This window comes from Mesorhizobium sp. A556, assembly GCF_054489545.1.
This window is the reverse complement of record NZ_JBTMXA010000008.1, coordinates 21,233-46,070: the sequence shown is the minus strand read 5'-3', so window position 1 is coordinate 46,070 and position 24,838 is coordinate 21,233. Positions and strand designations below refer to the sequence as shown.

General features: G+C 61.4%; 25 protein-coding genes and 2 pseudogenes. 19 read left to right on the top strand and 8 right to left on the bottom strand.

Annotated features, from left to right (window positions below):
• The first annotated feature begins 179 nt into the window (after positions 1-179).
• Positions 180-2,249 carry an oxidoreductase gene (locus ACX3P0_RS16390; protein WP_459090072.1) on the top strand — a complete coding sequence of 690 codons (2,070 nt, stop codon included), beginning with the start codon at positions 180-182 and terminating at the stop codon, positions 2,247-2,249.
• A 37-nt stretch (positions 2,250-2,286) separates the two neighbouring features.
• Here the strand turns inward: ACX3P0_RS16390 and ACX3P0_RS16385 are convergent, their stop codons facing one another.
• The 6 genes from ACX3P0_RS16385 to ACX3P0_RS16360 all read right to left on the bottom strand — a co-directional run bounded on the left by ACX3P0_RS16385 (position 2,287) and on the right by ACX3P0_RS16360 (position 8,680).
• Positions 2,287-3,882, bottom strand: a complete 1,596-nt coding sequence (locus ACX3P0_RS16385) for a GMC family oxidoreductase (RefSeq protein ID WP_459090070.1) — start codon at positions 3,880-3,882, stop codon at positions 2,287-2,289.
• Between the two features lie 65 nt (positions 3,883-3,947).
• The gene (locus ACX3P0_RS16380) at positions 3,948-4,985 is read right to left on the bottom strand and encodes an extracellular solute-binding protein (protein WP_459090068.1); all 1,038 of its coding nucleotides are present in this window, start codon (positions 4,983-4,985) and stop codon (positions 3,948-3,950) included.
• A gap of 124 nt (positions 4,986-5,109) precedes the next feature.
• Positions 5,110-5,811, bottom strand: coding sequence for an ABC transporter ATP-binding protein (locus ACX3P0_RS16375; protein WP_459090066.1), 702 nt, complete (start codon positions 5,809-5,811; stop codon positions 5,110-5,112).
• Entirely contained in the window at positions 5,804-6,589 is a 786-nt protein-coding gene (locus ACX3P0_RS16370; RefSeq protein WP_459090064.1) for an ABC transporter ATP-binding protein, read from the bottom strand. Before ACX3P0_RS16370 ends, ACX3P0_RS16375 begins: the two co-directional genes overlap by 8 nt.
• The gene (locus ACX3P0_RS16365; RefSeq protein WP_459090062.1) at positions 6,586-7,761 is read right to left on the bottom strand and encodes a branched-chain amino acid ABC transporter permease; all 1,176 of its coding nucleotides are present in this window, start codon (positions 7,759-7,761) and stop codon (positions 6,586-6,588) included. The genes ACX3P0_RS16370 and ACX3P0_RS16365 overlap by 4 nt, the downstream gene beginning before the upstream one ends.
• Before the next feature lies 1 nt (position 7,762).
• Positions 7,763-8,680: a branched-chain amino acid ABC transporter permease gene (locus ACX3P0_RS16360; RefSeq protein ID WP_459090060.1), complete on the bottom strand. Its 918-nt coding sequence runs from the start codon at positions 8,678-8,680 to the stop codon at positions 7,763-7,765.
• Positions 8,681-8,872: 192 nt separating this feature from the next.
• Between ACX3P0_RS16360 and ACX3P0_RS16355 the strand changes: the two genes are divergently transcribed.
• The 4 genes from ACX3P0_RS16355 (at position 8,873) to ACX3P0_RS16340 (ending at position 12,874) form a co-directional block, all read left to right on the top strand.
• Positions 8,873-10,003, top strand: coding sequence for a branched-chain amino acid ABC transporter substrate-binding protein (locus ACX3P0_RS16355; protein ID WP_459090058.1), 1,131 nt, complete (start codon positions 8,873-8,875; stop codon positions 10,001-10,003).
• Positions 10,004-10,086: 83 nt separating this feature from the next.
• The gene (locus tag ACX3P0_RS16350; protein WP_459090056.1) at positions 10,087-11,178 is read left to right on the top strand and encodes an ABC transporter ATP-binding protein; all 1,092 of its coding nucleotides are present in this window, start codon (positions 10,087-10,089) and stop codon (positions 11,176-11,178) included.
• Positions 11,175-12,089: an ABC transporter permease gene (locus ACX3P0_RS16345; RefSeq protein WP_459090054.1), complete on the top strand. Its 915-nt coding sequence runs from the start codon at positions 11,175-11,177 to the stop codon at positions 12,087-12,089. The genes ACX3P0_RS16350 and ACX3P0_RS16345 overlap by 4 nt, the downstream gene beginning before the upstream one ends.
• Positions 12,086-12,874, top strand: coding sequence for an ABC transporter permease (locus ACX3P0_RS16340; protein WP_459090052.1), 789 nt, complete (start codon positions 12,086-12,088; stop codon positions 12,872-12,874). Before ACX3P0_RS16345 ends, ACX3P0_RS16340 begins: the two co-directional genes overlap by 4 nt.
• A gap of 67 nt (positions 12,875-12,941) precedes the next feature.
• On the opposite strand, the pseudogene ACX3P0_RS16335 reads toward ACX3P0_RS16340, so the two are convergent.
• Positions 12,942-13,058: pseudogene (locus ACX3P0_RS16335) on the bottom strand (IS6 family transposase); the annotation flags it as partial.
• A gap of 96 nt (positions 13,059-13,154) precedes the next feature.
• Between ACX3P0_RS16335 and ACX3P0_RS16330 the strand changes: the two are divergent.
• A pseudogene (locus ACX3P0_RS16330) lies at positions 13,155-13,305 on the top strand (helix-turn-helix domain-containing protein); the annotation flags it as partial.
• A 187-nt stretch (positions 13,306-13,492) separates the two neighbouring features.
• On the opposite strand, the gene phnF reads toward ACX3P0_RS16330, so the two are convergent.
• On the bottom strand, positions 13,493-14,245 hold the full coding sequence (phnF, locus tag ACX3P0_RS16325; RefSeq protein WP_459090050.1) for a phosphonate metabolism transcriptional regulator PhnF: 753 nt from the start codon (positions 14,243-14,245) through the stop codon (positions 13,493-13,495).
• Positions 14,246-14,346: 101 nt separating this feature from the next.
• Here phnF and phnG point away from each other — a divergent pair, with 101 nt between their 5' ends.
• The 13 genes from phnG to phnN all read left to right on the top strand — a co-directional run bounded on the left by phnG (position 14,347) and on the right by phnN (position 24,821).
• The gene (phnG, locus tag ACX3P0_RS16320; RefSeq protein WP_459090048.1) at positions 14,347-14,817 is read left to right on the top strand and encodes a phosphonate C-P lyase system protein PhnG; all 471 of its coding nucleotides are present in this window, start codon (positions 14,347-14,349) and stop codon (positions 14,815-14,817) included.
• The gene (phnH, locus tag ACX3P0_RS16315; RefSeq protein ID WP_459082610.1) at positions 14,817-15,422 is read left to right on the top strand and encodes a phosphonate C-P lyase system protein PhnH; all 606 of its coding nucleotides are present in this window, start codon (positions 14,817-14,819) and stop codon (positions 15,420-15,422) included. Before phnG ends, phnH begins: the two co-directional genes overlap by 1 nt.
• Before the next feature lie 13 nt (positions 15,423-15,435).
• Positions 15,436-16,524: a carbon-phosphorus lyase complex subunit gene (locus ACX3P0_RS16310; protein ID WP_459082612.1), complete on the top strand. Its 1,089-nt coding sequence runs from the start codon at positions 15,436-15,438 to the stop codon at positions 16,522-16,524.
• Positions 16,521-17,432 carry an alpha-D-ribose 1-methylphosphonate 5-phosphate C-P-lyase PhnJ gene (locus ACX3P0_RS16305; RefSeq protein WP_459090046.1) on the top strand — a complete coding sequence of 304 codons (912 nt, stop codon included), beginning with the start codon at positions 16,521-16,523 and terminating at the stop codon, positions 17,430-17,432. The genes ACX3P0_RS16310 and ACX3P0_RS16305 overlap by 4 nt, the downstream gene beginning before the upstream one ends.
• The gene (gene phnK, locus ACX3P0_RS16300) at positions 17,429-18,205 is read left to right on the top strand and encodes a phosphonate C-P lyase system protein PhnK (protein WP_459082616.1); all 777 of its coding nucleotides are present in this window, start codon (positions 17,429-17,431) and stop codon (positions 18,203-18,205) included. Before ACX3P0_RS16305 ends, phnK begins: the two co-directional genes overlap by 4 nt.
• Positions 18,206-18,210: 5 nt before the next feature.
• Complete coding sequence (gene phnL, locus ACX3P0_RS16295; protein WP_459082618.1) at positions 18,211-18,918, top strand: phosphonate C-P lyase system protein PhnL; 708 nt, start codon at positions 18,211-18,213, stop codon at positions 18,916-18,918.
• On the top strand, positions 18,915-19,589 hold the full coding sequence (locus ACX3P0_RS16290) for a DapH/DapD/GlmU-related protein (RefSeq protein WP_459082620.1): 675 nt from the start codon (positions 18,915-18,917) through the stop codon (positions 19,587-19,589). The genes phnL and ACX3P0_RS16290 overlap by 4 nt, the downstream gene beginning before the upstream one ends.
• Before the next feature lie 38 nt (positions 19,590-19,627).
• Positions 19,628-20,479 carry a phosphonate ABC transporter ATP-binding protein gene (gene phnC / locus ACX3P0_RS16285; protein WP_459082622.1) on the top strand — a complete coding sequence of 284 codons (852 nt, stop codon included), beginning with the start codon at positions 19,628-19,630 and terminating at the stop codon, positions 20,477-20,479.
• Between the two features lie 32 nt (positions 20,480-20,511).
• Entirely contained in the window at positions 20,512-21,504 is a 993-nt protein-coding gene (phnD, locus tag ACX3P0_RS16280; protein ID WP_459090044.1) for a phosphonate ABC transporter substrate-binding protein, read from the top strand.
• Positions 21,505-21,596: 92 nt separating this feature from the next.
• Positions 21,597-22,406 (top strand): phosphonate ABC transporter, permease protein PhnE, encoded by an 810-nt coding sequence (gene phnE, locus ACX3P0_RS16275; RefSeq protein ID WP_459082626.1) that lies wholly within the window; start codon positions 21,597-21,599, stop codon positions 22,404-22,406.
• Positions 22,406-23,104, top strand: a complete 699-nt coding sequence (locus tag ACX3P0_RS16270) for a DUF1045 domain-containing protein (RefSeq protein WP_459090042.1) — start codon at positions 22,406-22,408, stop codon at positions 23,102-23,104. Before phnE ends, ACX3P0_RS16270 begins: the two co-directional genes overlap by 1 nt.
• Positions 23,101-24,240 carry an alpha-D-ribose 1-methylphosphonate 5-triphosphate diphosphatase gene (locus tag ACX3P0_RS16265; protein WP_459090040.1) on the top strand — a complete coding sequence of 380 codons (1,140 nt, stop codon included), beginning with the start codon at positions 23,101-23,103 and terminating at the stop codon, positions 24,238-24,240. The genes ACX3P0_RS16270 and ACX3P0_RS16265 overlap by 4 nt, the downstream gene beginning before the upstream one ends.
• Entirely contained in the window at positions 24,240-24,821 is a 582-nt protein-coding gene (phnN, locus tag ACX3P0_RS16260; RefSeq protein WP_459090038.1) for a phosphonate metabolism protein/1,5-bisphosphokinase (PRPP-forming) PhnN, read from the top strand. The genes ACX3P0_RS16265 and phnN overlap by 1 nt, the downstream gene beginning before the upstream one ends.
• Positions 24,822-24,838: the final 17 nt, after the last annotated feature.

The following is a 24,838-nucleotide window of genomic DNA, read 5'->3' as shown; positions in this document are numbered from 1 at the left end:
CGACTGCATTGAAGTTTCATTTGGCTCAGCCCTGCATCGGCCATTGCGAATTTACGAGGCCGGTTAGGCAGTTCCTAATCGGTGAAGAAGAAATCAGTAATTTTCCAACTTGCGCTTAGACTTAAGACTGACGGACGGCCCATCGCTGCAACGGGATGCGGTCGTCGGAGGGGACTTAGATGCGCGATCCACGTTACGACATCCTGTTCGAGCCGATGAAGATCGGTCCGGTGACGGCCAAGAACCGCTTCTATCAGGTGCCGCATTGCAATGGCGGCGGCTATCGCGACCCCTCCGCGGCTGCCGAAATGCGCCGCGTCAAGTCGGAAGGCGGCTGGGGTGTCATCTTCACCGAGCAGACCGAGATGCACCACACCTCGGAGATCACGCCCTTCATCGAACTCCGGCTGTGGGACGACGCCGATATTCCGATGCTGGCCAAGATGGCCAAGGGCATGCGCGAGTATGGTGCGCTGGCCGGCGTTCAGCTTGCCTATTCCGGCATCAACGGACCCAATCTCTACACCAAGGAAGTGCCGCGCGGGCCGTCCGCGCTGCCGATCCGCACATTCACCAACGACCCGGTGCAGGCGCGCGCCATGGACAAGCAGGACATACGCGACCTGCGCCGCTGGCACCGCAACGCCTTCAAGCGCGCCAAGCAGGCGGGCTTCGACCTCGTCTGCCTGTACGGCGCGCATGGCTTCGGCATCATCCAGCATTTCCTATCGACCGCCACCAACCAGCGCACCGATGAATATGGCGGCTCGCTGGAAAACCGCTCGCGGCTGATGCGCGAACTGATCGAGGAAGGGCGCGACGCCATCGGCGACACCTGCGGCCTGACGCTGCGGCTGTCGTTGGACGAAATGATCGGCGAACTCGGCTTCGCCAATTCGGAAGTGCGCGACATGATCGAGATGCACGCCGACCTGCCCGATCTCTGGGATCTTGCCCATGGCGCATGGGAGGACTGCTCCGGGCCGTCGCGCTTCAAGGAAGAGGCCGCGCAGGAAAGCCTTGTCGCCGGCATCAAGAAGCTGACCTCGAAGCCGGTCGTCGGCGTCGGCCGCTTCACCTCGCCCGACGTGATGGTGAAGATGATCAAGTCCGGCACGCTCGACTTCATCGGCTGCGCCAGACCCTCGATTGCCGACCCGTTCCTGCCCCGGAAAATCGAGGAAGGCCGCATCGAGGACATCCGCGAATGCATCGGTTGCAACATCTGCATCACCGGCGACATGACCATGTCGATCTCGCGCTGCACGCAGAACCCGACCTTCATGGAGGAATGGCGCAAGGGCTGGCACCCGGAGCGGATGCAGGCCAAGGGTGAAAGCGAGAGCATACTGATCGTCGGCGCCGGCCCTGCCGGGCTGGAGGCGGCACGGGCTCTTGGCGCACGCGGTTACAAAGTAGCGCTTGCCGAGGCGGGAACCGAGCTTGGCGGACGCGTGGCGCGCGAATGCCGCCTGCCGGGGCTTTCCGCATGGGGGCGCGTGCGCGATTACCGCCAGTATCAGATCAGCCAGATGCCCAATGTCGATATCTATTTCGACAGCCGGCTCTCCGCCGACGACATCCTTGGCTTCGGCTTCGACAATGTGGCGATCGCCACCGGCTCGACCTGGCGGCGTGACGGCGTGGCGCGCGCCCATGTCGTGTCGATGCCGATGGATGCGGCGATGCCGATCTACACGCCGGACGATCTGATGGCGGGCAAAGTGCCGACCGGCAATGTCGTCCTGTTCGACGACGACCATTATTACATGGGCGGCGTGCTGGCCGAACTGATGGTCAGGCAGGGGGTGAAGGTGACGCTGGTGACGCCGTCCGCCTATGTGTCGGACTGGACCCGCAACACGCTCGAGCAAGCCACCATCCACCGCCACCTCATCGAAATAGGCGTCGAAATCGTGCTCAATCGAGCCGTCACCCGCATCGAGGCGACCGGCGTAACGACCGCCTGCAGCTATACCGGCATGGAGCAGAACATGGCCGCCGATGCGGTCGTGCTGGTGACCTCGCGCGACCAGGACGATGGCGTATGGCGGGACCTCAAGGCCCGCAAGGACGAGTGGCTGGACAATGGCATCCGCTCGATCAAAGTGATCGGCGATGCGGAAGCCCCTGGCCCGATCGCCTGGGCGACCTATGCCGGCCATCGCTTCGCACGCGAACTAGACGCGCCGGATATCGGCGATGCCCTGCCCTTCCGGCGTGAAGTGACGGCGCTGGCGGCGGATTAAGCGAAGCCACCGGCTTCGGGCGCGGCGTCGATGCGCCTTACGCGTTGAGGATCATATCCGAGGCGCGTTGGCCGATCATCATGCTGGGCGCGTTGGTGTTGCCGCCGATCAGGGTCGGCATGACGGAGGCATCCGCAACACGCAGGCCATCAATGCCGCGCACCTTCAAGGTGCCGGGATCGACGACGGCCATGCCGTCCGTGCCCATCTTGCAGGTGCCGACAGGGTGATAGACCGTCAGCGCCTCGGCCCGCAGATAGGCAAGAATTTCATCGTCGCTGCGAACATCCTTGCCCGGAAGCATTTCCACGCCGCGAACCCCGTCATATTCGGGCGAGGCAAAGATTTTTCGCGCGATCTTGATGCCTTCGACCAGCACCTTGGCATCGTGCGCGTCGGAGAAGAAGCGATGATCGATCAACACATCCCGGCGCGCGTCTTGCGACAGCCGGATTTCGCCGACGCTTTTCGGCCGCAGCACGCAGGTGTGAATCGCATAACCATGGCCGTATTCGATCAGCCTGCCGCGATGGCTGCGATAGCCTGGCACGAAGTGAAATTGGATATCCGGCACGCCATCGGCATATTTCGTTTTGGCGAAGCCGCCCGCCTCGACGTAGTTCGTCGTCAGCATTCCCTTGCGGCGCATGAAATACTGGAAGGGTGCGGCCACCATGCTCGACAGATTGGGCGCTGACAGGCCGAGCGTCTTGTTGCTCGACGAGCGCACGGTGATCATGCCGTCAACATGATCCTGCAGGTTCTTGCCCACGCCCGGAAGATCGAGAACCGGCTCGATCCCGATCTGCCGCAATTCGGTGGCCGGGCCGATACCGGAACTCATCAGGATTTTGGGCGAGGCGATGCTGCCTGCCGAAAGCACGATTTCCGCCGAGGCGGCAAGCGTCCTTGTCCGGCCGTTCTCTCGCACGCGCACGCCTATCGCTCTGCCGGCGGTCACGACGAGATCGATCACTTCGCATTTGCTGAGGACTGTAAGGTTGGCGCGGTTCAGGTTTCGGATGAAGGCGGTATAGCTGCTGAAGCGCTGACCGCGATCCTGCGTGACATTGTAGATGCCAAGACCGAACTGGCTACCGGCATTGAAATCCTTGTTCGGCGGAAGACCGGCGTTGCCGCCAGCCTTGATGAACATCGTCGACAACACATTCGGATCGCGCGGGTTGTCGACCAGCAGTTCGCCGCTCGTCCCGTGATAGCGCGGGTCCTGCCCGAGCAGATTGCGTTCAAGCTTTTTGAATACGGGCAGCACGTCATTATACGCCCAGCCAGCGCAACCGAGTTCGGCCCATTCGTCATAGTCGCGCGCAGCACCTCGAATGTAGATCATCGAATTGATCGACGTCGAACCACCGAGCGCCTTGCCGCGGTTGACGGGTAGCCTGCGATTGTTGAGGTGGGGCTGCGGAACGCCGACATGGCAATAGTCGAAATTCGGGTTGCCATAGAGCGAGAGGATGCCGGCCGGCACTTTTACACGCAGGCTGTTGTCGCTGCCGCCGCCTTCGATCAGGCACACCCTGTTGGACGGGTTCCCACTCAGGCGGTTGGCCACGACGCAGCCGGCCGAGCCGGCTCCGACGACGATATAGTCATAGCTATCGTGCGGCATGGTCATTTCTGCAAAAAAGAGACAAAAATGGCCGAGATGCGTACATCCCGGCCAAGAGAGTTTTTCTACTGGAGGAGCTGCGTCCAGACCTTGGTGACGAGTTCCTGCGCCGCCGGCGAACAGGCTTCGCCCATCTTGACCGGCACGGTCGGGAACAGTTCCGGCGCATTTTCCTTGTTGTAGAGCGCCTTGCTCTCGTCGATCTTCATCGGCGAGGAGTGGCCGTAGTAGTTGTACTGCTCCGTGGCGTTTTCCAGCTCGGCCATGAAGTTGATGAACTTCTTGGCGTTTTCGACGTTGGGGGCACCCTTCGCCACGGCGTAGGAATCCAGCCAGCCGACAAGGCCTTCCTTCGGCATGGCGTATTCGACATTGGCCTTATCGTTGCGGCGCACGCGCATCGTGTTGCCGTCCCACCAGAAATGCATCGCGACTTCGCCGCTGCCAATGCGGTTTTCGATGTTGTCGCTGGAATAGACCGCGACATGGGGTTTTTGCGCCAGCAGCAGATCAAGCACCTGCTTCATCTTCTGCGGGTCCTCGCTACAATATTCGATGCCGAGATAATTCTGCGCCGCAGGGATCACCTCGTCGGCCTGCGCCAGGCTGGCGATCTTTCCCTGCAATTCCGCCGGGGGCTCGAAATAGGTCTTCCAGCTATCGACCGGTCCCTTGTAGAGATCGCGGTTGACCGTATAGCCGGCATTGCCGAAGGCGAGCGGGACGGAATAGTTGCCGGTCGGATCCCACCAAGGCTTCTGCCATTCCGGCAGGATCTGCTGGAAGGCCGGCATCTCGCTCGCGCCGATGTCCTCAAGCAGGCCGCTGTCGACCATGATCTTCACGAAATGCTGGGACGGCGTGACGATATCGTAGCCGGACGACCCTGCCTGCAGCTTGGTCAGCAGGTCTTCGTTGGACGAAAAGGCATCGACCGTGACCTTGATGCCGCTTTCCTTCTCGAACTTGGCAACCACATCCGGCGCGATGGAATCGGCCCATGCGTAGATCGATAAGTTGCCATCGGCGTTTGCTGACACGGTCAAGGCAAGACCGATTGCGCACGCGCCGGCTAGTGCCTGCATGCGGTTTTTTATCGTCATAACATTCCCCTCCACGTTCATTGTCGGATGCGACGATAGCAAACGGCTACGGAGGATAAATTCAATTCACCCGATGTGCTGATTAGGAAAAGCCGACCCCTACGCGAACTCGACGGTGTCGCAGTCAGAGATACAGGCTCTTTGCGACCTTGGACGACAACAGCTCCTTGGCGGCGCCCTCCTGGGCCACCCGCCCCTTAACCAGCACATAGCCACGGTCGGCTATGCCGAGGCCCATTTCGGCATTCTGCTCGATCAAAAGGATCGTCGTGCCGGCTCGGTGGATTTCCTGGGTAATTTCGAAATATTCGCCGATCAGCTTTGGCGAAAGCCCGAGCGACGGCTCGTCCATGATCACCAGCTTTGGCTCTCCGATCAGCGCGCGGGCCAGCGCCACCATCGCCTGCTCGCCGCCGGACAGGGTTCCGGCCACCTGCCGCAGCCGCTCGCGGATGCGCGGAAACAAGTTCGACATCTTGTCGAGCTGGCGCTCGAAATTCGGCCCCTTGCCGGACACGGCGTCATAGCCGAGGCGCAGGTTTTCGATGACGGTCAGGCCCGGAAACAGACGGCGGCCTTCGGGCACGAGGCCGACGCCCAACGCAGCAAGGTTCTCGGTGCCAAGCTGGGCCATGTCCTTGCCCATGACTTCGACCTTGCCGCGCTGCGCCCGTACCACGCCGCAGACGGTCATGAAGGTTGTCGTCTTACCCGCGCCGTTCGGCCCAAGCAGGCACACCAGTTCGCCGGCGCGCACGCTCATGACGACATTGCGCAGCATCGGGACAGCACCGTAGGCGGTGTCGACGTCTTTCAGTTCAAGCATGTGCAACCGCCTTTCCGAGATAGGCTTCCTGCACGCGCGGATCGGCACGCACGGTCTCGAAACTGCCTTCCGCGATCCGGCTGCCATAATCGATACACATGACATGTTCGGGGAATGCCGACACCACGCGCATGTCGTGCTCGATGAGGATGACCGACAGTTCCGGATCGTCGGCCCGCAGCCTTGCGATATCCGCAATGAGCCCGTCGGTTTCCGTGTCGTCCATGCCGACCGAAGGTTCGTCAAGCAGGATCAGTTTCGGCTGCGAGGCAAGAGCGCGAGCGATCTCGAGCCGCCGCCTGTCGGCCTGGGCCAGCGTGCCCGCCGGGCGGTATCTCTGTTCGAACAAGTCGCCGGAGCCTACCTTGAGCAAGGTCTCGGCCTTTTCCACGCACGCCGCCATTTCGCGCCGCGATTTGCCCGGACGAAACAGCGCGTCGAGCACGCCCGTGGTGGTGCGCGTGTGCATGCCGATGATGACATTGTCTAGCACGCTCAAATCCGAAAACAGGCGCGACGACTGGAATGTCCGGCCGATGCCGCGTTCGACGATCTCATAGGTCGGCAGGCCGGTGATGTCGGAACCGTCCAGCATCACCTTGCCCGAGGTCGGCTTGTAGACGCCCGTCACGACGTTGAAGAGGGTCGATTTGCCGGCACCATTCGGACCGATCACCGCCAGCACCGCGCCCTTGTCGAGCGAGAAACTGACGTCGTTCAGCGCGACCAGCCCGCCGAAGCGCATGGTCGCGTTTTCTACCTTGAGCAGCACACTCACGACTTGCCCCCATAGCGGCGCATCCGTTGCGGAAAGAGGCCCTGCGGACGGATCATCAGGAAGCCGATGATCACGACGCCGAAGAACAGCAGGCGGTAGTCGGCAAAGGCGCGCAGTTTCTCGGGCAGGATCGTCAACAGGAACGCGCCGATAATCACCCCCAGGATATTGTCCATGCCACCGACGATGACCATGGTCATGATGGTGACGGAGACGAGGAAGGTGAAATTGTCCGGCGAGATGTAGGACACGTAGAAGGCGTAGATCGTGCCCGCGAAGGCGGCGAGAAACGCGTCCACGGCAAACGCCAGCACCTTGAACCAGGCGACGTTGATGCCTTGCGCTTTGGCCGCGATCTCGTCGGCGCGCAGCGCGTTCCAGGCAAGACCGATGCGCGAGCCATGCAGCCGATGCGCGGTGACGATGGCGAGCAGCACGAGCGCGGCCGCCAGATAGTAGAAATTCGCCTGGCTCGGCAGCTTCCAGCCGAAGATATAAAGCGGGTCGGCGAAGGAATGGCCGAACAGGCTCGGCGCGGGAATTCCGACAAGGCCGTTGGGGCCGCCGGTAAACTCGAAATTGTTGAGCAGCTGCTGCACCACGACGCCGAAGGCGATGGTGACCAGCGCGAGATAGGTATCGCGCGTCCGCATCGACGGGATACCGATGATGAAGCCGAACAGCGTTGCCGCAAGGGCAGCGATAGGTAGCGTCAGCCAAAAACTCAGGCCGAAATTGATCGCCAGCAGCGCCGACACATAAGCGCCGATGCCATAGGACGCGCCGGTCGCGAAATTCGGGATATTGGCGCTGCCCAGCTGGAAATTAAGCGCCAGCGCCAGCACGGCGTAGAGCTGGGCGACGATCAGCAGATGCAGGATATAGGTGTTGGAGCCGACGACAAACGGAAACACCAGGACGACGACCACAGCGCTGACCATCGCAAACAGCGGTACGCGCGCCATGCTGGCGGACGCGTAGTCGGCGATCCACGGCATCTTCTCGAGAGCGAAAAAACCGGCGGCCAAAAGGACCAGCAGCCCGACCACCTGCCAGGTGCCCTCTGCCTTCAGGATGAGGAACAGGAAGGCCGCGCCACAAAGCTGCAGCGAAATCGTGAAAGCGGCAGCAGCAACCTTGCCCGGCTCCGAAGGAGAAGCAGCGCCAACCATGCTATACTTTCTCCATGACGGTGCGGCCGAGAAGACCGGCGGGGCGGAAGACAAGCACCACGATCACCAGCACGAAGACGAAGACCAGCCGGTAGGATGCGCCGTCAGGCACGAAGGTCTGGGCGAACACCTCGATACCGGCGATGATCAGGCCGCCCAGAATGGCTCCCGGCATCGACCCAAGGCCACCGAGAACGGCCGCCGAGAACCCGAGGAGCCCGGCCATGATGCCGAAGTCGAACCGGGTCACGCCGGCGTAGCTTGCGAAAAGCAGGCCGGCAATCGCGCCTATCGCCGACGCGATGAAGAAGGTCGCACGGAAGACGCGCGCGTCCTTGATACCCATCATGCGCGCCACGATGCGGTCCTCCGAGGCGGCGCGAATGCGAAGGCCGAGCGGCGTCAACCGCAGGAAGACGAACAACGACGCCACCAAAAATACCGTCAGGACCACGACCAGCAGCGCAAACCAGTTGATCGGCACCGCGCCGATTTCAAACGCCACCCCGGAAACGAGGCGGGGGAATGCATGCGGATTGGAGCCTTGGGGGTAAAGATGCCGGATCAGTTCGCGTATGACGATACCAAGCGCGACAGTCGCAACCAGCGCCATCATCGCCGGCGCATCGCGGAAGCGTCGTATGACCACCTTGTCGAGAACGACGCCGATCAGCCCGACCGCGGCCACCGCGCCCAGCACGCCGATGACAAGCCCGGCGGGCGCGGAAACGCCGACCGCGGCCATCGACGCCTGCACCAGCGCCAGAGCGATGAAGGGCGCGGTCATCGCCACATCCCCATGGGAAAAGTGGATGACGTTGAGAACGCCGAATATCAAACTGAAGCCGATTGCCAGCAGCGCGTAGATGCAGCCAAGGGTAATCCAGTTGACCAGCTGCTGGACAAGCAGTTCCGCCATTCTATCCTTCTTTCGATTTGAGCCGAAACGACTATCAGCGTCACCTGAGTCCGCACATAATGAATCTCCGAAGTCACGAATAGCAATTTCCGAATTTCGTGTCGCAAGATGCGCAAATACACTTGATGCAACCGACGTACAGGATCGGCCGGGCCGCTACGCTGGCGGACAACAATGTTTTGAGGTGGAACCATGTTTAACAGGCGCAGTGTGCTTCTCCGCGTATCGTCCATTCTGGCCGGCTCCTTTCTGGTCATCGCGCTAGGCGCCGCCCAGGCGCAGGCCGACCAGATCAAGCTCGGCTTCATCGGGCCTCTCTCCGGCGGCAACGCGCAACAGGGGCTCGGCGCGCGCAACGGTTTCCTGCTGGCGATAGACCAAGCCAATGCGAGCGGCTATCCGCATCAGGTCGAGGGTGTCGTCCTCGACGACGCTTCCGATCCAGCTGTCGGCGTGTCGGCCGCGCAGAAGTTGGTCAACGATCCGGCGGTCATTGCAGCTACCGGCCACTGGAACAGCTCGGTCGCGCTGGCCACGATCCCCGTGTTCAATCGCGCGCAGATGCCGTTCATCGTCTGGGGCGCCGTCAGCCCCAAGATCACCGAGCAGAATTTTCCCAACGTCACGCGCGTGACGCCGACGCTGGTCAACGAGAACAAGCCGCTTGCCGACGCCATCGCCAAGGAAGGCAAGGTCAAGAAGATCGCGATCATCTCCGACACTACCGACTACGGCGCGGCGAACACGAAATGGTTCAGCGAATTCTTCAAGGAAGCGGGCGGCGAAATCGTCTCCTCCGACGCAGCCGCTGTCGGCACGACCGACTTCCGCGCTATGCTGACCACGGCCAAGGCGACCTCGCCGGACGCGATCTATTTCGGCGGCGTCGTGACCGAAGCGGCGCTGGTGCGCAGCCAGATGGCCGATCTCGGCATGGGCTCGCTGCCGATGTACGGCATTTCCGGCATCTACGATCCGAAGTTCATCGAGATCGCCGGCGCTGCGGCGGAAGGCACCATCGTCGGAACGCCTGCCGTGCAAACCAACACGAAGCTTGCCAATTTCGAAAAGGCTTATGACGCCAAGGGCTATGCGGACCCCGCTGGCTCCTACGCCAAATATGCCTATGAAGCAGCCCAGATCCTGCTCGAAGTCATCAAGGAAAAGGGCACCGAGGACAAGGAAGCCTTGAGCAAGGCCATCCGTGACATCCATCACGACGGCATTCTGGGCGAGGTGTCCTTCGACGCCGACGGCCAGACCCAGATGGCTGTCGAAATCGACCTGCACGTCGTTCGCGACGGTAAATGGGTTGATATGTAACCTGTACAACCTGCCCGCGCTGCCTCACGGTGGCGCGGGCTTTTCCACGCCCGCCCTCCGATCCCACCATTGCGAGTAGCCCCATGGTCAGCAGCAACGCGCCTCGGCAGGGCAAGGCAGTCGAGATCAAGGGCGTCTCCAAGGTTTTCGGCAATTACCAGGCGCTGAAGCCGGTCACCTTCGACATTTACGAGAACGAGTTCTTCACGCTGCTCGGCCCCAGCGGCTGCGGCAAGACCACGCTGCTGCGCATGATCGCCGGCTTCGAACAGCCTTCGACAGGCGAGATTTCGTTGCGCGGATCGAACATCCACGGGCTTCCGCCGCACAAGCGGCGGGTCAATACCGTCTTCCAGAGCTATGCTCTCTTTCCCCATCTCACCCTTGAGCAGAATATCGGCTTCGGGCTGGAAAACCTCGGCTGGAAGAAAGACCGGCGCGACGCGCGCGTGGCCGACATGCTGCGCCTCGTCCATATGGAGAAATTCGCCGACCGCAAGCCGCAGCAATTGTCCGGCGGCCAGCGCCAGCGTATCGCCCTGGCAAGGGCGCTGGCGCCCGAACCGGAAGTGCTGCTGCTCGATGAGCCGCTTTCGGCGCTCGACCTGAAGCTCCGGCAGGCGATGCGCGACGAACTGCGCACGTTGCAGCGGCAGACGGGTATCACTTTCGTCTTCGTCACCCACGACCAGGAGGAGGCGCTCGACATGTCGGACCGCATCTGCGTGCTGGGCGATGGCCAAATCCAGCAACTAGGAACGTCCTCGGAGATTTACGAGGAACCCTCCAACCGCTTCGTCGCCGATTTCATCGGCGAAACCAACTTCCTCGAGGCCGAGGTGGTGGAGGTCGACGGCGATTGGGCAACGGTGACAACACCGCTTGGGCTGACGCTGAAGGCGCCGCACAGGCAAGCCGCTGTCGGCCGTGCGGCCGTGATGTCGCTCCGTCCGGAGAAAATCAACCTTCCCTCGCTGGAGGGCCAGATATCCGTCGACGGCACCATCGTCGACGCTAAATATCTCGGCGGCCATACATTTTATGTCGTGGACATCGGCGATACCAAGCTGCGCCTTTCCAAGGGCAATAACGCCACCGGCAACCGCATGCTGGAACCGGGCCAGCCGATCAAGGTCAGCTTTGCCGCTGAATCAGCCCGGATACTGGGCGCATGATGCGTCGCTTCAAAATCCCTCGCCCCAAAATACCGGGCTGGAACGTTCTGGGGCTTCTGCCGACGCATCTGATGATGCTGTTCACCCTGATCATCCCGATTGCCATCATCGTGGTGGTGTCGTTCTCGACGCGCGGGCCGTATGGCGGCTTCGACTATGTCTTCACCACCGCACCCTACAAGCAGATCCTGTTCAACGAAGGCTGGACGGGCGAACTCGAGTTCAACCCGCAATATCTGATCGTGGTTGGACGCACGCTGGTTCTTTCGACCGTGACGACGCTGATCTGCCTACTGCTCAGCTTCCCGGTCGCCTATTTCATCTCGCTGCAGAAGTCGTCGCTGAAGGTCATGCTGATCTATCTGGTCACGCTGCCTTTCTGGGTCTCGATGATCGTGCGGGTCTATTCGTGGATCATCATTCTTGGCAACGACGGCGTCATCGAGAAAACGCTGCGCTTCCTCGGCCTGGTCGATGACATGGACAGCCTGCTGCATGGCGATACCGCCATGCAGGTCGGGCTCGTCTACAGCTACATTCCGCTGATGATCCTGCCCATCTTCGCCTCGATCGAAAAGCTCGATCCTGCGCTGGTGGAGGCCTCGCACGATCTCTATGGCAGCCGGTGGACCACGTTGCGCCGGGTGATCCTGCCGCTGAGCCAGCCCGGCATGATGGCCGGGTCGATCCTCGTCTTCGTGCCGTGCCTCGGTGCGGTGCTCGAACCGCTGATCCTCGGCGGCGGCAAGACCATGATGATGGGCACGCTCATTCAGATGCAGTTCGGCGCGGCTCGCAACTGGCCGCTTGGAGCGGCCATCTCGATCGTGCTGATGGCGGCGGTGATGATCTTCCTGCTGTGGCGCGGGCTGCGCGCCGTGCACAAGGAAGGTCGGGAGCGCACGGCATGACCTCCAAAACCGATGTCAGGCGCTATCCGGGGCTGGGCTTATTCAGCCTGCTGTTTTTTGTCTACCTCTATCTACCGATCTCGGTAGTCATCTTCTATTCGTTCAACTCCAACCGGATCGTCTCCGTCTGGGGCGGTTTTTCCCTGCACTGGTACACGGAGGCCCTGTCCAACACGGCGCTGCTCAACGCGGTAAAAACCTCGCTATTCGTCGCTACGATCGCGACGGTGGTCTCGACCATCATCGCACTGATGGCGGCGCTCGTTCTAGTGCGCGGCAAGCAGGTGCGTTACCGCCGCATTTCGGAAACGGTGGTGAACCTGCCGCTGCTTCTGCCGGAAATCGTCGTCGCCGTGGCCGTTCTCATCCTGTTTTCCGAGCTTGGCATCTCCAACGGCCTGCTGAAGCTGACCATCGCGCATTCCACCTTCTGCATCCCCTTCGCGTTTCTCCCGATCCGGGCGCGGCTGCAGGGCATGGAAAGCGACCTCGAAGATGCCGCCCGCGATCTTTACGCGTCGAGCTGGACAGCCTTTCGGCGCGTGACGCTGCCGTTGATCCTGCCGGGCGTGTTCAGCGGCGCGATGCTTGCCTTCGTCATTTCCATGGACGACTTCATCACAAGCAACCTGCTGAATTCCGGCGGCGCGACGACCTTGCCGGTCTATATCTTCTCTCTCATCAAGCAGGGCGTCTCACCCCAGCTCAACGCCATTTCGACCCTGATCATGATCGCATCGGTGGTGCTGGCAACGGCTGCGTTTCTGGTCCAGCGCAAGAAATAGAAGCCTTGCAGAACTCGCCTGGCGAGCGGTATTTCTTTGACCCGACAGCGACTTCAATCCCATCTCCGACCCAGCGATGGATTGTTGAATGGTCGATGCTGATGCCGCGCTCAGCCATCATCTCCTTCATATCCCGCAGGCTCAAGCCATATGCCAGATACCAGCAAACGCACAGCAAGATCACCGATCAGTCGAAATGTCGGCCTTTGAACATACAGCGTTCTCCAGAAAACGGAGATGTCCTCATGCCAGCCGACCGTTACCGAAGAGTTTGCAACACAACCTTGCGAAGTCCTGCCGGGTCTGTCGCAGCAGCTTCTACCGTTGGCGTGAAGCCTATCGGAAGCACGGCGACGCTGGTTTGGTGAACCACCCGCCCGTTCCTAAAATGGCATGCCAACAGAACGCCTATCGAGATTGAGGAGGAGGTTCATGCTGCGAAAGCTCTGTTCAAGCTGAATAACTTTCCGAACCGACTCTTAGCTCAACAGGATAGAAGTTCCAGACTTCTAGTCTGGCGGTTGCAGGTTCGAACCCTGTCGAGCGCACCACTCTGTTGCTCGCCATTTTATGGTCGATTGCTACCGTTGCCGCCTCTCCTTCTCACCGTACACACCGTTAGGTGACCGACAATTCAACGCAATCTGCCGCGAAGCGCGTTTGAGAAAACTGTATAGGCGCGCCTGCCTCATCGACATTGACATAGACGGTGACCAGGACGATTGCGCCGGGCGAAAGACGCAGGTCCGCTATGTCAGCCGCACTCGCGTGTCGCGCAGAAATCAATGTCGAGCGGCGCGCATAGTCGGCCACGTTCAGTTCGCGAAGCGCGGCCGTCATCGACCCGCTTTTCCGGTAGGCGCGCTGGATCCCCTCAAAACGCGCCGCATCGAACACGCTGGTGGAACGTGAGACGGGCCGTCCGTTCGCCTCGCTCAGTGTCTCGAGGCGAATGACGGGCGCGCCAACCGCAATTCCCAAAGCCTCGGCGCTGTGTGCATCGGCCGCTTCGTGGGCATGGTCGAGCAGAGTACCGCGCGTGTCCTGCACCTGATCCCCAAGTCCGGTGGAAAAGCGGGTCCGCGCGCCGATCGGATAGGAGAGGCGTCCGCGCCTTTCGATAAAGGTGCCGCGACCCTGTTCGGCGCGCAGTACGCCTTCCTGCACCAGCGCGGCAATCGCGGCGCGCAATGTATGGCGGTTGACGGCGTACAGTTCAGCAAGACTTGTTTCGGAGGGCAGCCTGTCGTTCTGCCCGAACGCGCCTTCGCTGATGGAACGGCGAAGCTGATCGGCAATCTGCCGCCATAGCGCAACGCCGCTGCGCCGCGCCCTCATATCCTTCTGATGATTGTTGGGTCTGGCGGCCATTTTCTCTCGCAATGTCATCGGGACGTCATCAAACGCCGGTAGCTGTAAGCATATGTCATCTAGTTGTATAGAACACTAGACAATTTTGCAGGCAGGCTGAAATGGAACCCGATCAGGCCAGAGAAGAGAGCGTACACGCCGCGCGCAAGATCGCGATGACGGCATTCGCCTCTGCCTCCCGCGAGGATCTCCACACGCTGTCGGTACAGGCAGGGATAGCCCTCGACGCGGAAACTCTACGGGGGCCTGAAACCGGGCTTGTGACCGTGCGTGGTCGCATCGGCGGCGGCGGGGCGCAGTTCAATATGGGTGAGGCAACCGTGACGCGCGCGACGATACGGCTGCCGTCGGGGAAGATCGGCCATGCCTACGCGCTCGGCCGCGACAAGGAAAAAGTGCGTCTGGCTGCGATCCTCGATGGCAACTGGTGCGAGGAATCGACGCGCGCTTGTGTCGAAAGCAAGATCGTCGCCCCGCTTCTGGAAAAGGCGGGGGCGGCCGATAGGAAGCGGCACGCCGAAACGGCCGCGACGAAGGTCGACTTCTTCACCATGGTACGCGGAGAGGATTGATGCCGGAACTCGACCATATCGTCGGCGGATTTCGTGCGCCCGTCTTTGACGCGCAAGCGGTTTTTCACGCAGTGATGGACGCGATGGCGCGCCCTGGGACCATGCAGCCAGTCGCCGTCCTCGTACAACCGCCCTTGCCCCTGTCTCCGACAGCGGCCGCAGTGGCCTTGACGCTGTGCGATCACGACACGCCAGTCTGGCTCGATCCGCCGCTGCGCAGGGCGGCTGCGGTCGTGGACTGGCTGTCCTTCCACACCTCCGCTCCCTTTGCACACACGCCGGCTGACGCCCATTTCGCGCTTGTGGCCGACCCGGAAAACCTGATCAGCCTGGAGAATTTCGCGCAAGGCACCCAGGAATACCCCGACCGCTCGATGACATTGATCGTTCAGGTGTCGAGCCTCACATCCGGCGGCAATCTCGTGCTTCAAGGACCAGGTATAGAGCGGGATGCCACGATCGCACCCGCACCCATGCCGCGCCATTTCGTCGAGCAATGGAAGCAGAACCATGCACGCTTTCCGCGCGGCGTGGATCTTGTTCTGGCGGCGCCCGACGCCGTTGCCTGCCTGCCGCGCACCACGCGCATCAGCCCCAAGCCATAGATGGAGCCATAGGATGTATGTCGCCGTAAAGGGCGGTGAGGCGGCCATCAGCAACGCGCACCGGCTTCTGGCCGATCGCAGGCGTGGAAGCCGCGATGTGCCTGCTTTGCGGCTCGACCAGATCGTCGCGCAGTTGGGGCTTGGCGTGGATCGCGTGATGAGCGAAGGCTCGCTCTACGATGCGGAACTCGCGGCATTGGCCATTGTCCAGGCGCGCGGCGACCTGATCGAGGCGATCTTCCTGGTGCGCGCCTTTCGCACCACACTGCCGCGTTTCGGCTATACGCTCCCGGTCGATACCGCCGCGATGAAGGTGGAGCGGCGGATTTCGGCCACCTACAAGGATCTTCCGGGTGGGCAGATGCTCGGCCCCACTTTCGACTATACCCACCGCCTGCTCGATCCCGAACTCGGCAAGGAATTGCCCGTGGCCGAGCCCGCGCTGCGCGATGAGCCGCTCGAGGCCTTTCCCCGAGTTTCCGATATTCTGGCGGGCGAGGGATTGATCGAGGCCGACGGCGAGTTGCCTGACGGGCATGTGACCGGCGACATTACGCGCGAACCGCTGCAGTTTCCGTTACGCCGCGACAGCCGGCTGCAGGCACTATCGCGAGGCGACGAAGGGTTCCTGCTGGCGCTCGCCTATTCGACGCAGCGCGGCTATGCCCGCAGTCATCCATTTGTCGGCGAAATCAGGATCGGTGAAGTCGAGATCGAACTCGACGTTCCCGAGCTTGGTTTTCCAGTCACCCTCGGCCGCATTCGCCTTACCGAATGCCAGATGGTCAATCAGTTCAAGGGATCAGCGAAGAGCCCGCCGCAATTCACGCGCGGCTACGGCCTCGTCTTCGGACAGAGCGAGCGCAAGGCCATGGCCATGTCTCTTTGTGATCGTGCGCTGCGGGCAACAGAACTGGGCGAAGACATCGTCGCTGCCGCGCAGGACGAGGAATTCGTCATCTCTCATTCGGACAATGTCCAGGCGACGGGATTCGTCGAGCACCTGAAGTTGCCGCATTATGTAGATTTCCAGGCCGAACTCGATCTCGTGCGTCGGATGCGCGCCGAGCAGGATGACGTGCAACGCGAGGCCGCACAATGAACGCGCCCAACGATGACGTCGCGCCCTGCGAAGAAACCGTAGCCTACAATTTCGCCTATCTCGATGAGCAGACCAAGCGGATGATCCGCCGCGCGATCCTCAAGGGCATCGCCATTCCAGGCTACCAGGTACCGTTCGCGTCGCGCGAAATGCCGATGCCCTATGGCTGGGGTACCGGCGGCGTGCAGGTGACCGCCTCCATCATCGGGCCTGACGACGTACTCAAGGTCATCGACCAGGGCGCGGACGACACTACCAACGCCGTCTCGATCCGCGCCTTCTTCGTCAAGATGACCAATGTCGCGGTGACAACGAAAACAGCCGAGGCGACGATTATCCAGACACGCCACCGCATTCCCGAACAGCCGCTCGAGGCCGGGCAGACGCTGGTCTATCAGGTGCCTATCCCCGAGCCGCTGCGCTTTCTCGAACCGCGTGAGACCGAAACGCGCAAGATGCACGCGCTTCAGGAATACGGCCTGATGCATGTGAAGCTCTACGAGGATATCGCCCGAAACGGCCGCATTGCCACCGCCTATGCCTACCCGGTCAAGGTTGCGGGCCGCTATGTCACGGACCCCTCCCCTACGCCAAAATTCGACAATCCGAAAATGCACATGTCGCCGGCACTCCAGCTTTTCGGCGCGGGCCGTGAGAAGCGCATCTACGCCATACCGCCCTTCACCGAAGTGGTCAGCCTCGATTTCGAGGACCACCCTTTCGAGGTCCAGACCTTCGACCATCCATGCGCGCTATGCGACGCAAGAGGCGTGTATCTCGACGAAGTCGTCCTCGATGATCAGGGTGATCGTATGTTCGTCTGCTCCGACACGGATCATTGTGAAAAGAGACAAGCTGACGGATTTCACGGTCAGTTGTCGCCCGACGCGCGAAGGGCTGCGGAATGAAAGACGAACCCCTACTTCGCATTAGCGACCTGTCAAAATTCTACGGCTCGCGGATCGGTTGCACAGGCGTTTCCTTCGACTTGTGGCCGGGAGAAGTGATTGCGGTCGTCGGCGAATCCGGGTCCGGCAAGACGACATTGCTCAATTGCCTCTCGACACGCATCCTGCCGACATCGGGATCGGTTTCCTACCGTATGCGCGACGGTACTGTTCGTGACCTCTACCGGATGAGCGAGGCGGAACGCCGTTTTCTTATGCGGACCGACTGGGGGTTCGTTCATCAGAACCCCGCCGACGGACTACGCATGACCGTTTCCGCCGGCGCCAATGTCGGCGAGCGATTGATGGCGATCGGGGATCGCCACTACGGCAACATCCGCAGTTCCGCGCTCGACTGGTTATCGCGCGTGGAGATCGACGGAGAGCGTGTCGACGACGAACCGCGTGCGTTTTCCGGCGGCATGCGCCAGCGCCTGCAGATCGCCCGCAATCTCATAACCGGCCCCCGCCTCGTTTTCATGGACGAACCGACTGGAGGGCTGGACGTTTCCGTGCAGGCGCGCCTGCTCGACCTGTTGCGCGGTCTTGTCGCCGACCTTGGCCTTGCCGCGATCGTGGTTACGCACGACCTGGCAGTGGCGCGGCTCTTGTCGCACCGCATGATCGTGATGAAGGACGGACACGTCGTCGAAACGGGTTTGACGGACCGCGTTCTGGACGATCCGCACGCGCCCTACTCCCAGCTTCTCGTTTCCTCAATCCTGCAGGTCTAAGCGCCATGCCGACGCCAGTTGTCGTCTCGGAAGTTTCGAAAAGCTTCACCATGCATCTTCGCGGCGGCTTGCGTGTGCCTGTCGTAACTGATGTTTCCTTTTCGCTGACGTCCGGTAAATGCCATGTCCTTGGCGGCCCATCGGGCGCCGGCAAGAGCTCCATCCTGAAAATGCTCTACGGCAATTATTCCGTCGATACCGGGCAGATTCTCATCAATCATGGAAGCCGTTTCATCGATCTGGCAACCGCCGACCCCCGCACCGTGCTTGCAGTGCGGCGCGACACAATCGGCTATGTCAGCCAGTTCCTGCGTACCGTGCCGCGTATTGCGGCGATGGATGTCGTTGCCGAACCGCTGGTTTCATTCGGTCAAACGCGAGCCGCGGCTCGCGCCCGCGCAGGCGAATTGCTGGCGCAGCTTAATCTGCCCGAACGCCTCTGGGGCTTGCCACCCGCCACTTTCTCAGGCGGGGAGCAGCAGCGCGTCAACATAGCACGAGGCTTCATAACACCCCATCCGGTTCTTCTGCTCGATGAACCGACCGCCTCCCTGGATGCAGCAAACCGCGACGTGGTGGCAGGCCTTATCACAGAGAAAAAGCGAGCCGGCGTAGCTCTGCTTGGTATTTTCCACGACGCCGAAATGCGTGCGGCCGTGGCCGACCAGATCATCGACGTGACCGCTTTCGCACCCGAAAAGATCGCCGCATGACCAGGCTATCGGAAACGCCGCTGGTACACGAGACGGCAGAAGTGTCGGCCTCGGCACTCGGTCTCTACACCGAGGTCGCTCAGCGCAGCAGCGTCTCGGAGGCGACACTAGGCGACTACTCCTATGTCATGCAGGATTGTCAGATTTGGTGTGCCGAGATCGGCAAGTTTGCCAATATTGCCGCTGCTGTCCGCATCAACGCCACCCGGCACCCGACCTGGCGGGCCAGCCTCCATCATTTCACCTATCGCGCCGCCGACTACTTCGAGGACGCTGGCAATGAGGACTCGTTCTTCGAGTGGCGGCGCGCCGACCGCGTCATCATTGGTCATGACGTATGGATCGGCCATGGCGCAACGATCTTGCCCGGCGTGCGCGTCGGGAACGGCGCCGTGATCGGCGCGGGAGCCGTCGTTTCGAAGGATGTGGCACCCTATGCGATCGTCGGTGGCGTTCCGGCGCGCCTCATCCGGGAAAGGCTTTCGATGGAAGCTGGCAAGCGGATGGACGCATTGGCCTGGTGGGATTGGAGCCATGAAAGGCTTCGTCTTGCGCTGGGCGATTTCCGCAACCTCGATGGCGAAGCCTTTCTCGGCAAATACGGCTCGCCTGAGGGAAAGGATGTCGAAATGTCGTCCTCCAGTCATCTCTCTGTCATCCGAGAAATCTAGAAGCTGCAAGGTGTTCCCTTGGTGCAAGCGAGGAAATAATGCCTGACATATCTGTGAGAAATCTTTCCAAAAGCTTCGGCAAGAAGATGGCCCTCGACGGCGTCAGCCTGAACATTGGGCGGGGCGAGATGGTGGCGCTGATCGGCGCTTCCGGTTCGGGCAAGAGCACTCTGATCCGCCAGATTTGCGGCCTGGATATCTCGCGCAATGCCGACAGTGCTGTCGAGGTTTTTGGAAAGCCCATCCAGCAAGATGGCTGTCTCGCGCGTGGCGCTCGCGAAATACGCCGGGAGATCGGCGTCCTTTTCCAACAGTTCAATTTGGTGGCGCGCCTGCCGGTCTTGACCAATGTACTGATCGGTAATCTTGGACGCATTCCCGGCTGGCGCGGCACGCTCGGCCTATTCACCGCCGCAGAAAAGCGCGCCGCGCGCGAGGCTCTTGGCCGGGTCGGCATCCCGGAGGTCGCTTGGCAGCGGGCTTCGACGCTGTCGGGTGGCCAGCAGCAGCGCGCGGCCATCGCGCGCATGCTCGTCCAGCGCTCCCGCATCATGCTCGCCGACGAGCCGATCGCTTCGCTCGACCCGTCCTCGGCCCGCCGAGTCATGGAAGTCCTTACGGCCATCAACCGGGATGACGGGATCACGTGCGTGGTGTCGCTGCACCAGGTGGAGTACGCGCGCCGCTACTGCCCGCGCACCATCGCGTTGCGCGACGGGCGCGTGGTGTTCGATGGGCCCTCAACAGCCCTTACCAACGACTTTCTGAGGGAACTCTACGGAGCCAATTCCGAAGAACTGATCCTGCCCGATGCCGCGCGGGCCAAGCCGGAAAAAAAGCGACTGCTTGGGAAAGTGCGCTCCGGCGCCCAATCCCTCGCCGCAGCCTGACCATTAACTCAGTCAACACAGGGACGATTGGCATGAAAACCATACTCAAGACCATCGCGGTTACCGCATTGGCCGCTACTCTTTCACACACGGCCTACGCCGAGGAACTCAATTTCGGCATTATTTCCACGGAATCCCAGCAGAACCTGAAGCCGAAATGGGAACCCTTCCTGGCCGACATGGAAAAGGCGACCGGCCTCGACATCAAGCCATTCTTCGCTTCCGACTATGCCGGCGTGATCGAGGGCATGCGCTTCAACAAGGTGCAACTCGCCTGGTACGGAAACAAGTCGGCCATGGAAGCGGTCGATCGCGCCGATGGCGAGGTCTTCGTCCAGACCGTCGATTCCTCGGGCAACCCCGGTTACTGGTCACTGATCCTTGCGCCGAAGGACAGCAAGCTCAACTCGGTCGATGATCTGCTGAAGTGCGACCAGACGCTGAATTTCGGCCTTGGCGATCCGAACTCCACCTCTGGCTTCCTGGTGCCGACCACCTTCGTTTTCGCCGCCAACAATGTCGATCCGAAGAAGTGCTTCAAGAACGTCACCAACGCCAACCATGAAACCAACGCCATGGCCGTCGCCAATGGCCAGGTCGATGCGGCGGCCAACAACACCGAAAACCTTGCGCTGATCGAACAGAACAATCCGGAAGCCTTCGCCAAGATCAAGGTGATCTGGAAGTCGCCGCTGATCCCGTCCGATCCGATCGTTTGGCGTAATGATTTGCCGCAAGAGGCCAAGGACAAGATCAAGTCCTTCTTCCTGACCTATGGAACGGACCAGTCAAAGGGCGACGCCGCAAAGGAAAAGGAAGTCCTGGCCGGGCTCAACTGGGCGCCTTTCCGAGCCTCCACCAACGACCAGTTGCTGCCGATCCGGGTGATGGAACTCTCCAAGTCGATCGCCAAGATCGAAGGCGACGACAAGATGAGTGCCGACGAGAAGAAAGCAGCAATCGCAAAGCTCGACGCCGAAAAAGCCGGCTACGAGGACCTGATCAAGAAGAACGGCCAGAGCTGAGTTAAGCACCGATCCTGCATTGAACTCAACGCGCCGGCCGTTCCGTCATGATGACTGCGGCCGGCGCGATCTCGCTAATCAGAGGCCTTGAAATGACCGACATCGTCGAGCGACCAGCCTTCCGCGCTGAGATCAGCCGCGACTGGACGCGCAGCATCTGGAATACGGCGATATGGGGCGGGTTGGCGCTGCTGCTGATATGGAGCTGGGCACCGGCCGAAATGCAGCGCTGGACCTATCTGTTCACCGATGCCGGTAACATGCAGCAATACGCCAAGGGCTTCGCCCATCCGAATTTCGAGGAATGGCGTTACTACCTCACAGAGACCGCAACGACCCTTCAGATCGCGCTGTGGGGCACATTCCTGGCAGTCGTGCTCGCCGTGCCCTTCGGCATTTTGTCGGCGCGCAACATGGCGCCATGGTACGTCACCCAGCCAGTACGCCGCCTGATGGATTTGTGCCGAGCCATCCACGAGATGGTCTTTGCGGTCCTGTTCGTGGTGGCCGTGGGGCTCGGGCCTTTCGCCGGCGTGATGGCGCTGTTCATCCACACGACCGGTATCTTGGCGAAGCTTTTTTCGGAGGCTGTGGAAGCGATCGATCCGCGCCCTGTCGAAGCGATCCGCGCGACAGGTGCGTCACGCGTGCAGGAGGTCGTGTACGGCGTCATTCCGCAGGTACTGCCGCTATGGCTGTCGTTCGTCCTGTACCGTTTCGAATCGAACGTGCGCGCCGCGACGGTTCTCGGGCTGATTGGTGCCGGCGGCATCGGCCAGGTGCTTTTCGAGTCGATCAGGGGTTTCTACTATCCACAGGCATCCGCAATGCTCATCGTGGTGGTGGCGACCGTCACGCTGACCGATCTGCTCTCCCAGCAGTTGCGCAAGTTCTTCATCTGATGCGCGCCGCCATCTATTTCACGCCATCCCCAGATGCGCCGCTGACGAAGGCCGCTGCGTTATGGCTCGGCCGCGACGCCTATGTGCAAGCGCCGCCGCGCGCGCCCGATCCGGCGATCGACGCTATGGTAGGCGAACCCGCCCGCTACGGCTTTCACGCCACGCTGAAGGCACCGTTCCGGCTAACGGAGGGCACAAATCTCGCCATGCTGAACGATGCACTAACGGCCTTCGTTGCACAGCAGGAAAGCTTCGTGCTGCCCCCGCTGACACTCTCGCGCATCGGCAATTTCTTCGCCCTTGTGCCCGGCGAGCCATGCCCGCCACTCGCCCTGCTGGAACGCGCCGCGCTGCATGCTTTCGAGCCTTTTCGCGCACCCTTGTCGGAAGCGGAAACCGCACGGCGCCGTCCGGACCTCCTTACCGACCGGCAACGGCGGCATCTGGGCGACTGGGGCTATCCCTATGTGCTGGACGAGTTTCGTTTCCACATGACCGTGACCGGCGACATCGCCTCGCAGGATGCCGCCGATATCGAAGCGCGGCTTCGCGAACGCTTTGCCAATTTCATCGATGCCCCGCTCATCTTCGACGGGCTGGCGATCTTCGTTGAAGACGAAGCTGGCGTACCCTTTGGGATTCACGCGTGGCATCCCCTGCAACCCGCCCACTCTTCCATACCAACAGGTGCCGCATGACCGACGAACTGGTACTGACCAATGCCAGGATCGTCCTGGCGGAACGGGTGGTGGACGGCCATGTCGTCATACGCGACGGGATGATCTCCGAGATCGGCGAAGGTGCCGCGCGATCGGGCGAGGACATGGGCGGAGACTATCTGCTTCCGGGTCTCGTAGAACTCCATACCGATCACCTTGAGAGCCATTACCTGCCGCGACCGCAGGTACGCTGGAACAAGATGGCTTCCATCCAGGCCCATGATGCGCAGGTATCGGCGTCCGGCATCACCACCGTTTTCGATGCGCTGCGGGTGGGCTCGGACGAGAATGCAGGGATCACCGGCCCCGACATGCGTGAAATGGCGGACACGATCGCGTCTGCCGTCCAGAGCGGTCGGCTTCGTGCCGATCACTACATCCATTTGCGCTGCGAAGTTTCGGCAAGCGACGTGATCGAAGGCTTCGAGAGCATCCAGAACAATGAGCGCCTGCGCCTCGCCTCGCTCATGGATCACGCGCCCGGCCAGCGCCAATTCACGAGCCTCGATACGTATCGGACCTATTACCAGCGCAAGATGAAGCTTTCCGATAGCGAATTCGAGATGTTCTGCGAAAGGCGTATGCTCCAGTCTAGCGAGAATTCCCCGCGCAACCGACCTGTCATCGCGGAGCGATGCCGGGCCGAGGGGATAGTGCTCGCCTCGCATGACGACGCAACGCACGAGCATGTGAGCGAAGCGCTGGCGCTGGGGACGGCGCTCGCGGAATTCCCTACCACTGTCGAAGCCGCGCGCGCGTCCGCCGCGTCCGGCCTGAAGGTGCTGATGGGGGCTCCGAACGTCGTTCGCGGCGGCTCGCATTCAGGCAATATTTCCGCACTCGATCTGTATCGCGAAGGGACATTGGACGTGCTTTCCTCCGACTATGTACCTTTCAGCCTCCTTCAATCCGCGTTCGTGCTGGCCGACAGCGGAGAAGCCGGGCTTGCGGACGCGGTGCGCCTGATCTCCAAGCATCCGGCCGAGGTGGCAGGACTTGCCGATCGCGGCGAAATAGCGCCAGCCAAGCGGGCTGATCTCGCGCGGGTAAAGGCGGAGGCGGGCATGCCGCCGATCGTCCGTTCCGTCTGGCGTTGCGGCGAACGCATTGCCTGATGCGTCCCCCTGCATTCGTTGCCGTGGTCGGCCCAAGCGGGGCCGGCAAGGACAGCCTGCTGGAGATCGCCCGCCAACGCCTGGCCAACGACGATTGTTTCGTCTTCGCGCGCCGAGTGGTGACCCGCAGAGCCGATCCTAGTTCCGAGGATCATGATTGCCTTGACGAAGACGCTTTTCGTGAAGCGGAGACGGCCGGGCGTTTCTGCGTGACATGGCGGGCACATGGACTATCTTATGGGTTACCTTCGACGCTTTTGCAGGACCACCGAATGGGGCGCACCGTCGTTGCAAACGCTTCCCGGCGCGCACTCGATGCCATCGCGTCGAAATTCTCCAACCTCCACGTCGTCGAGATCACGGCCTCGCCCGCTGCCCTGAGAAAACGCCTCCTCGCGCGCGGCCGCGAAACCTCGACAGAGATCGAGGCCCGTCTAGCCAGAGCCTTGGAGGTGGATATTCCTGTCGGCGACTGGACCCTGCACCGGCTGGACAACTCCGGATCGCTGGAGGACGCTGCTGATCTGTGCGTCGGCACAATCCGCTCCATCGCTTCAAAGCCTGGAACCCAAATTGTGTAAAAACCCATCGCCTAAAG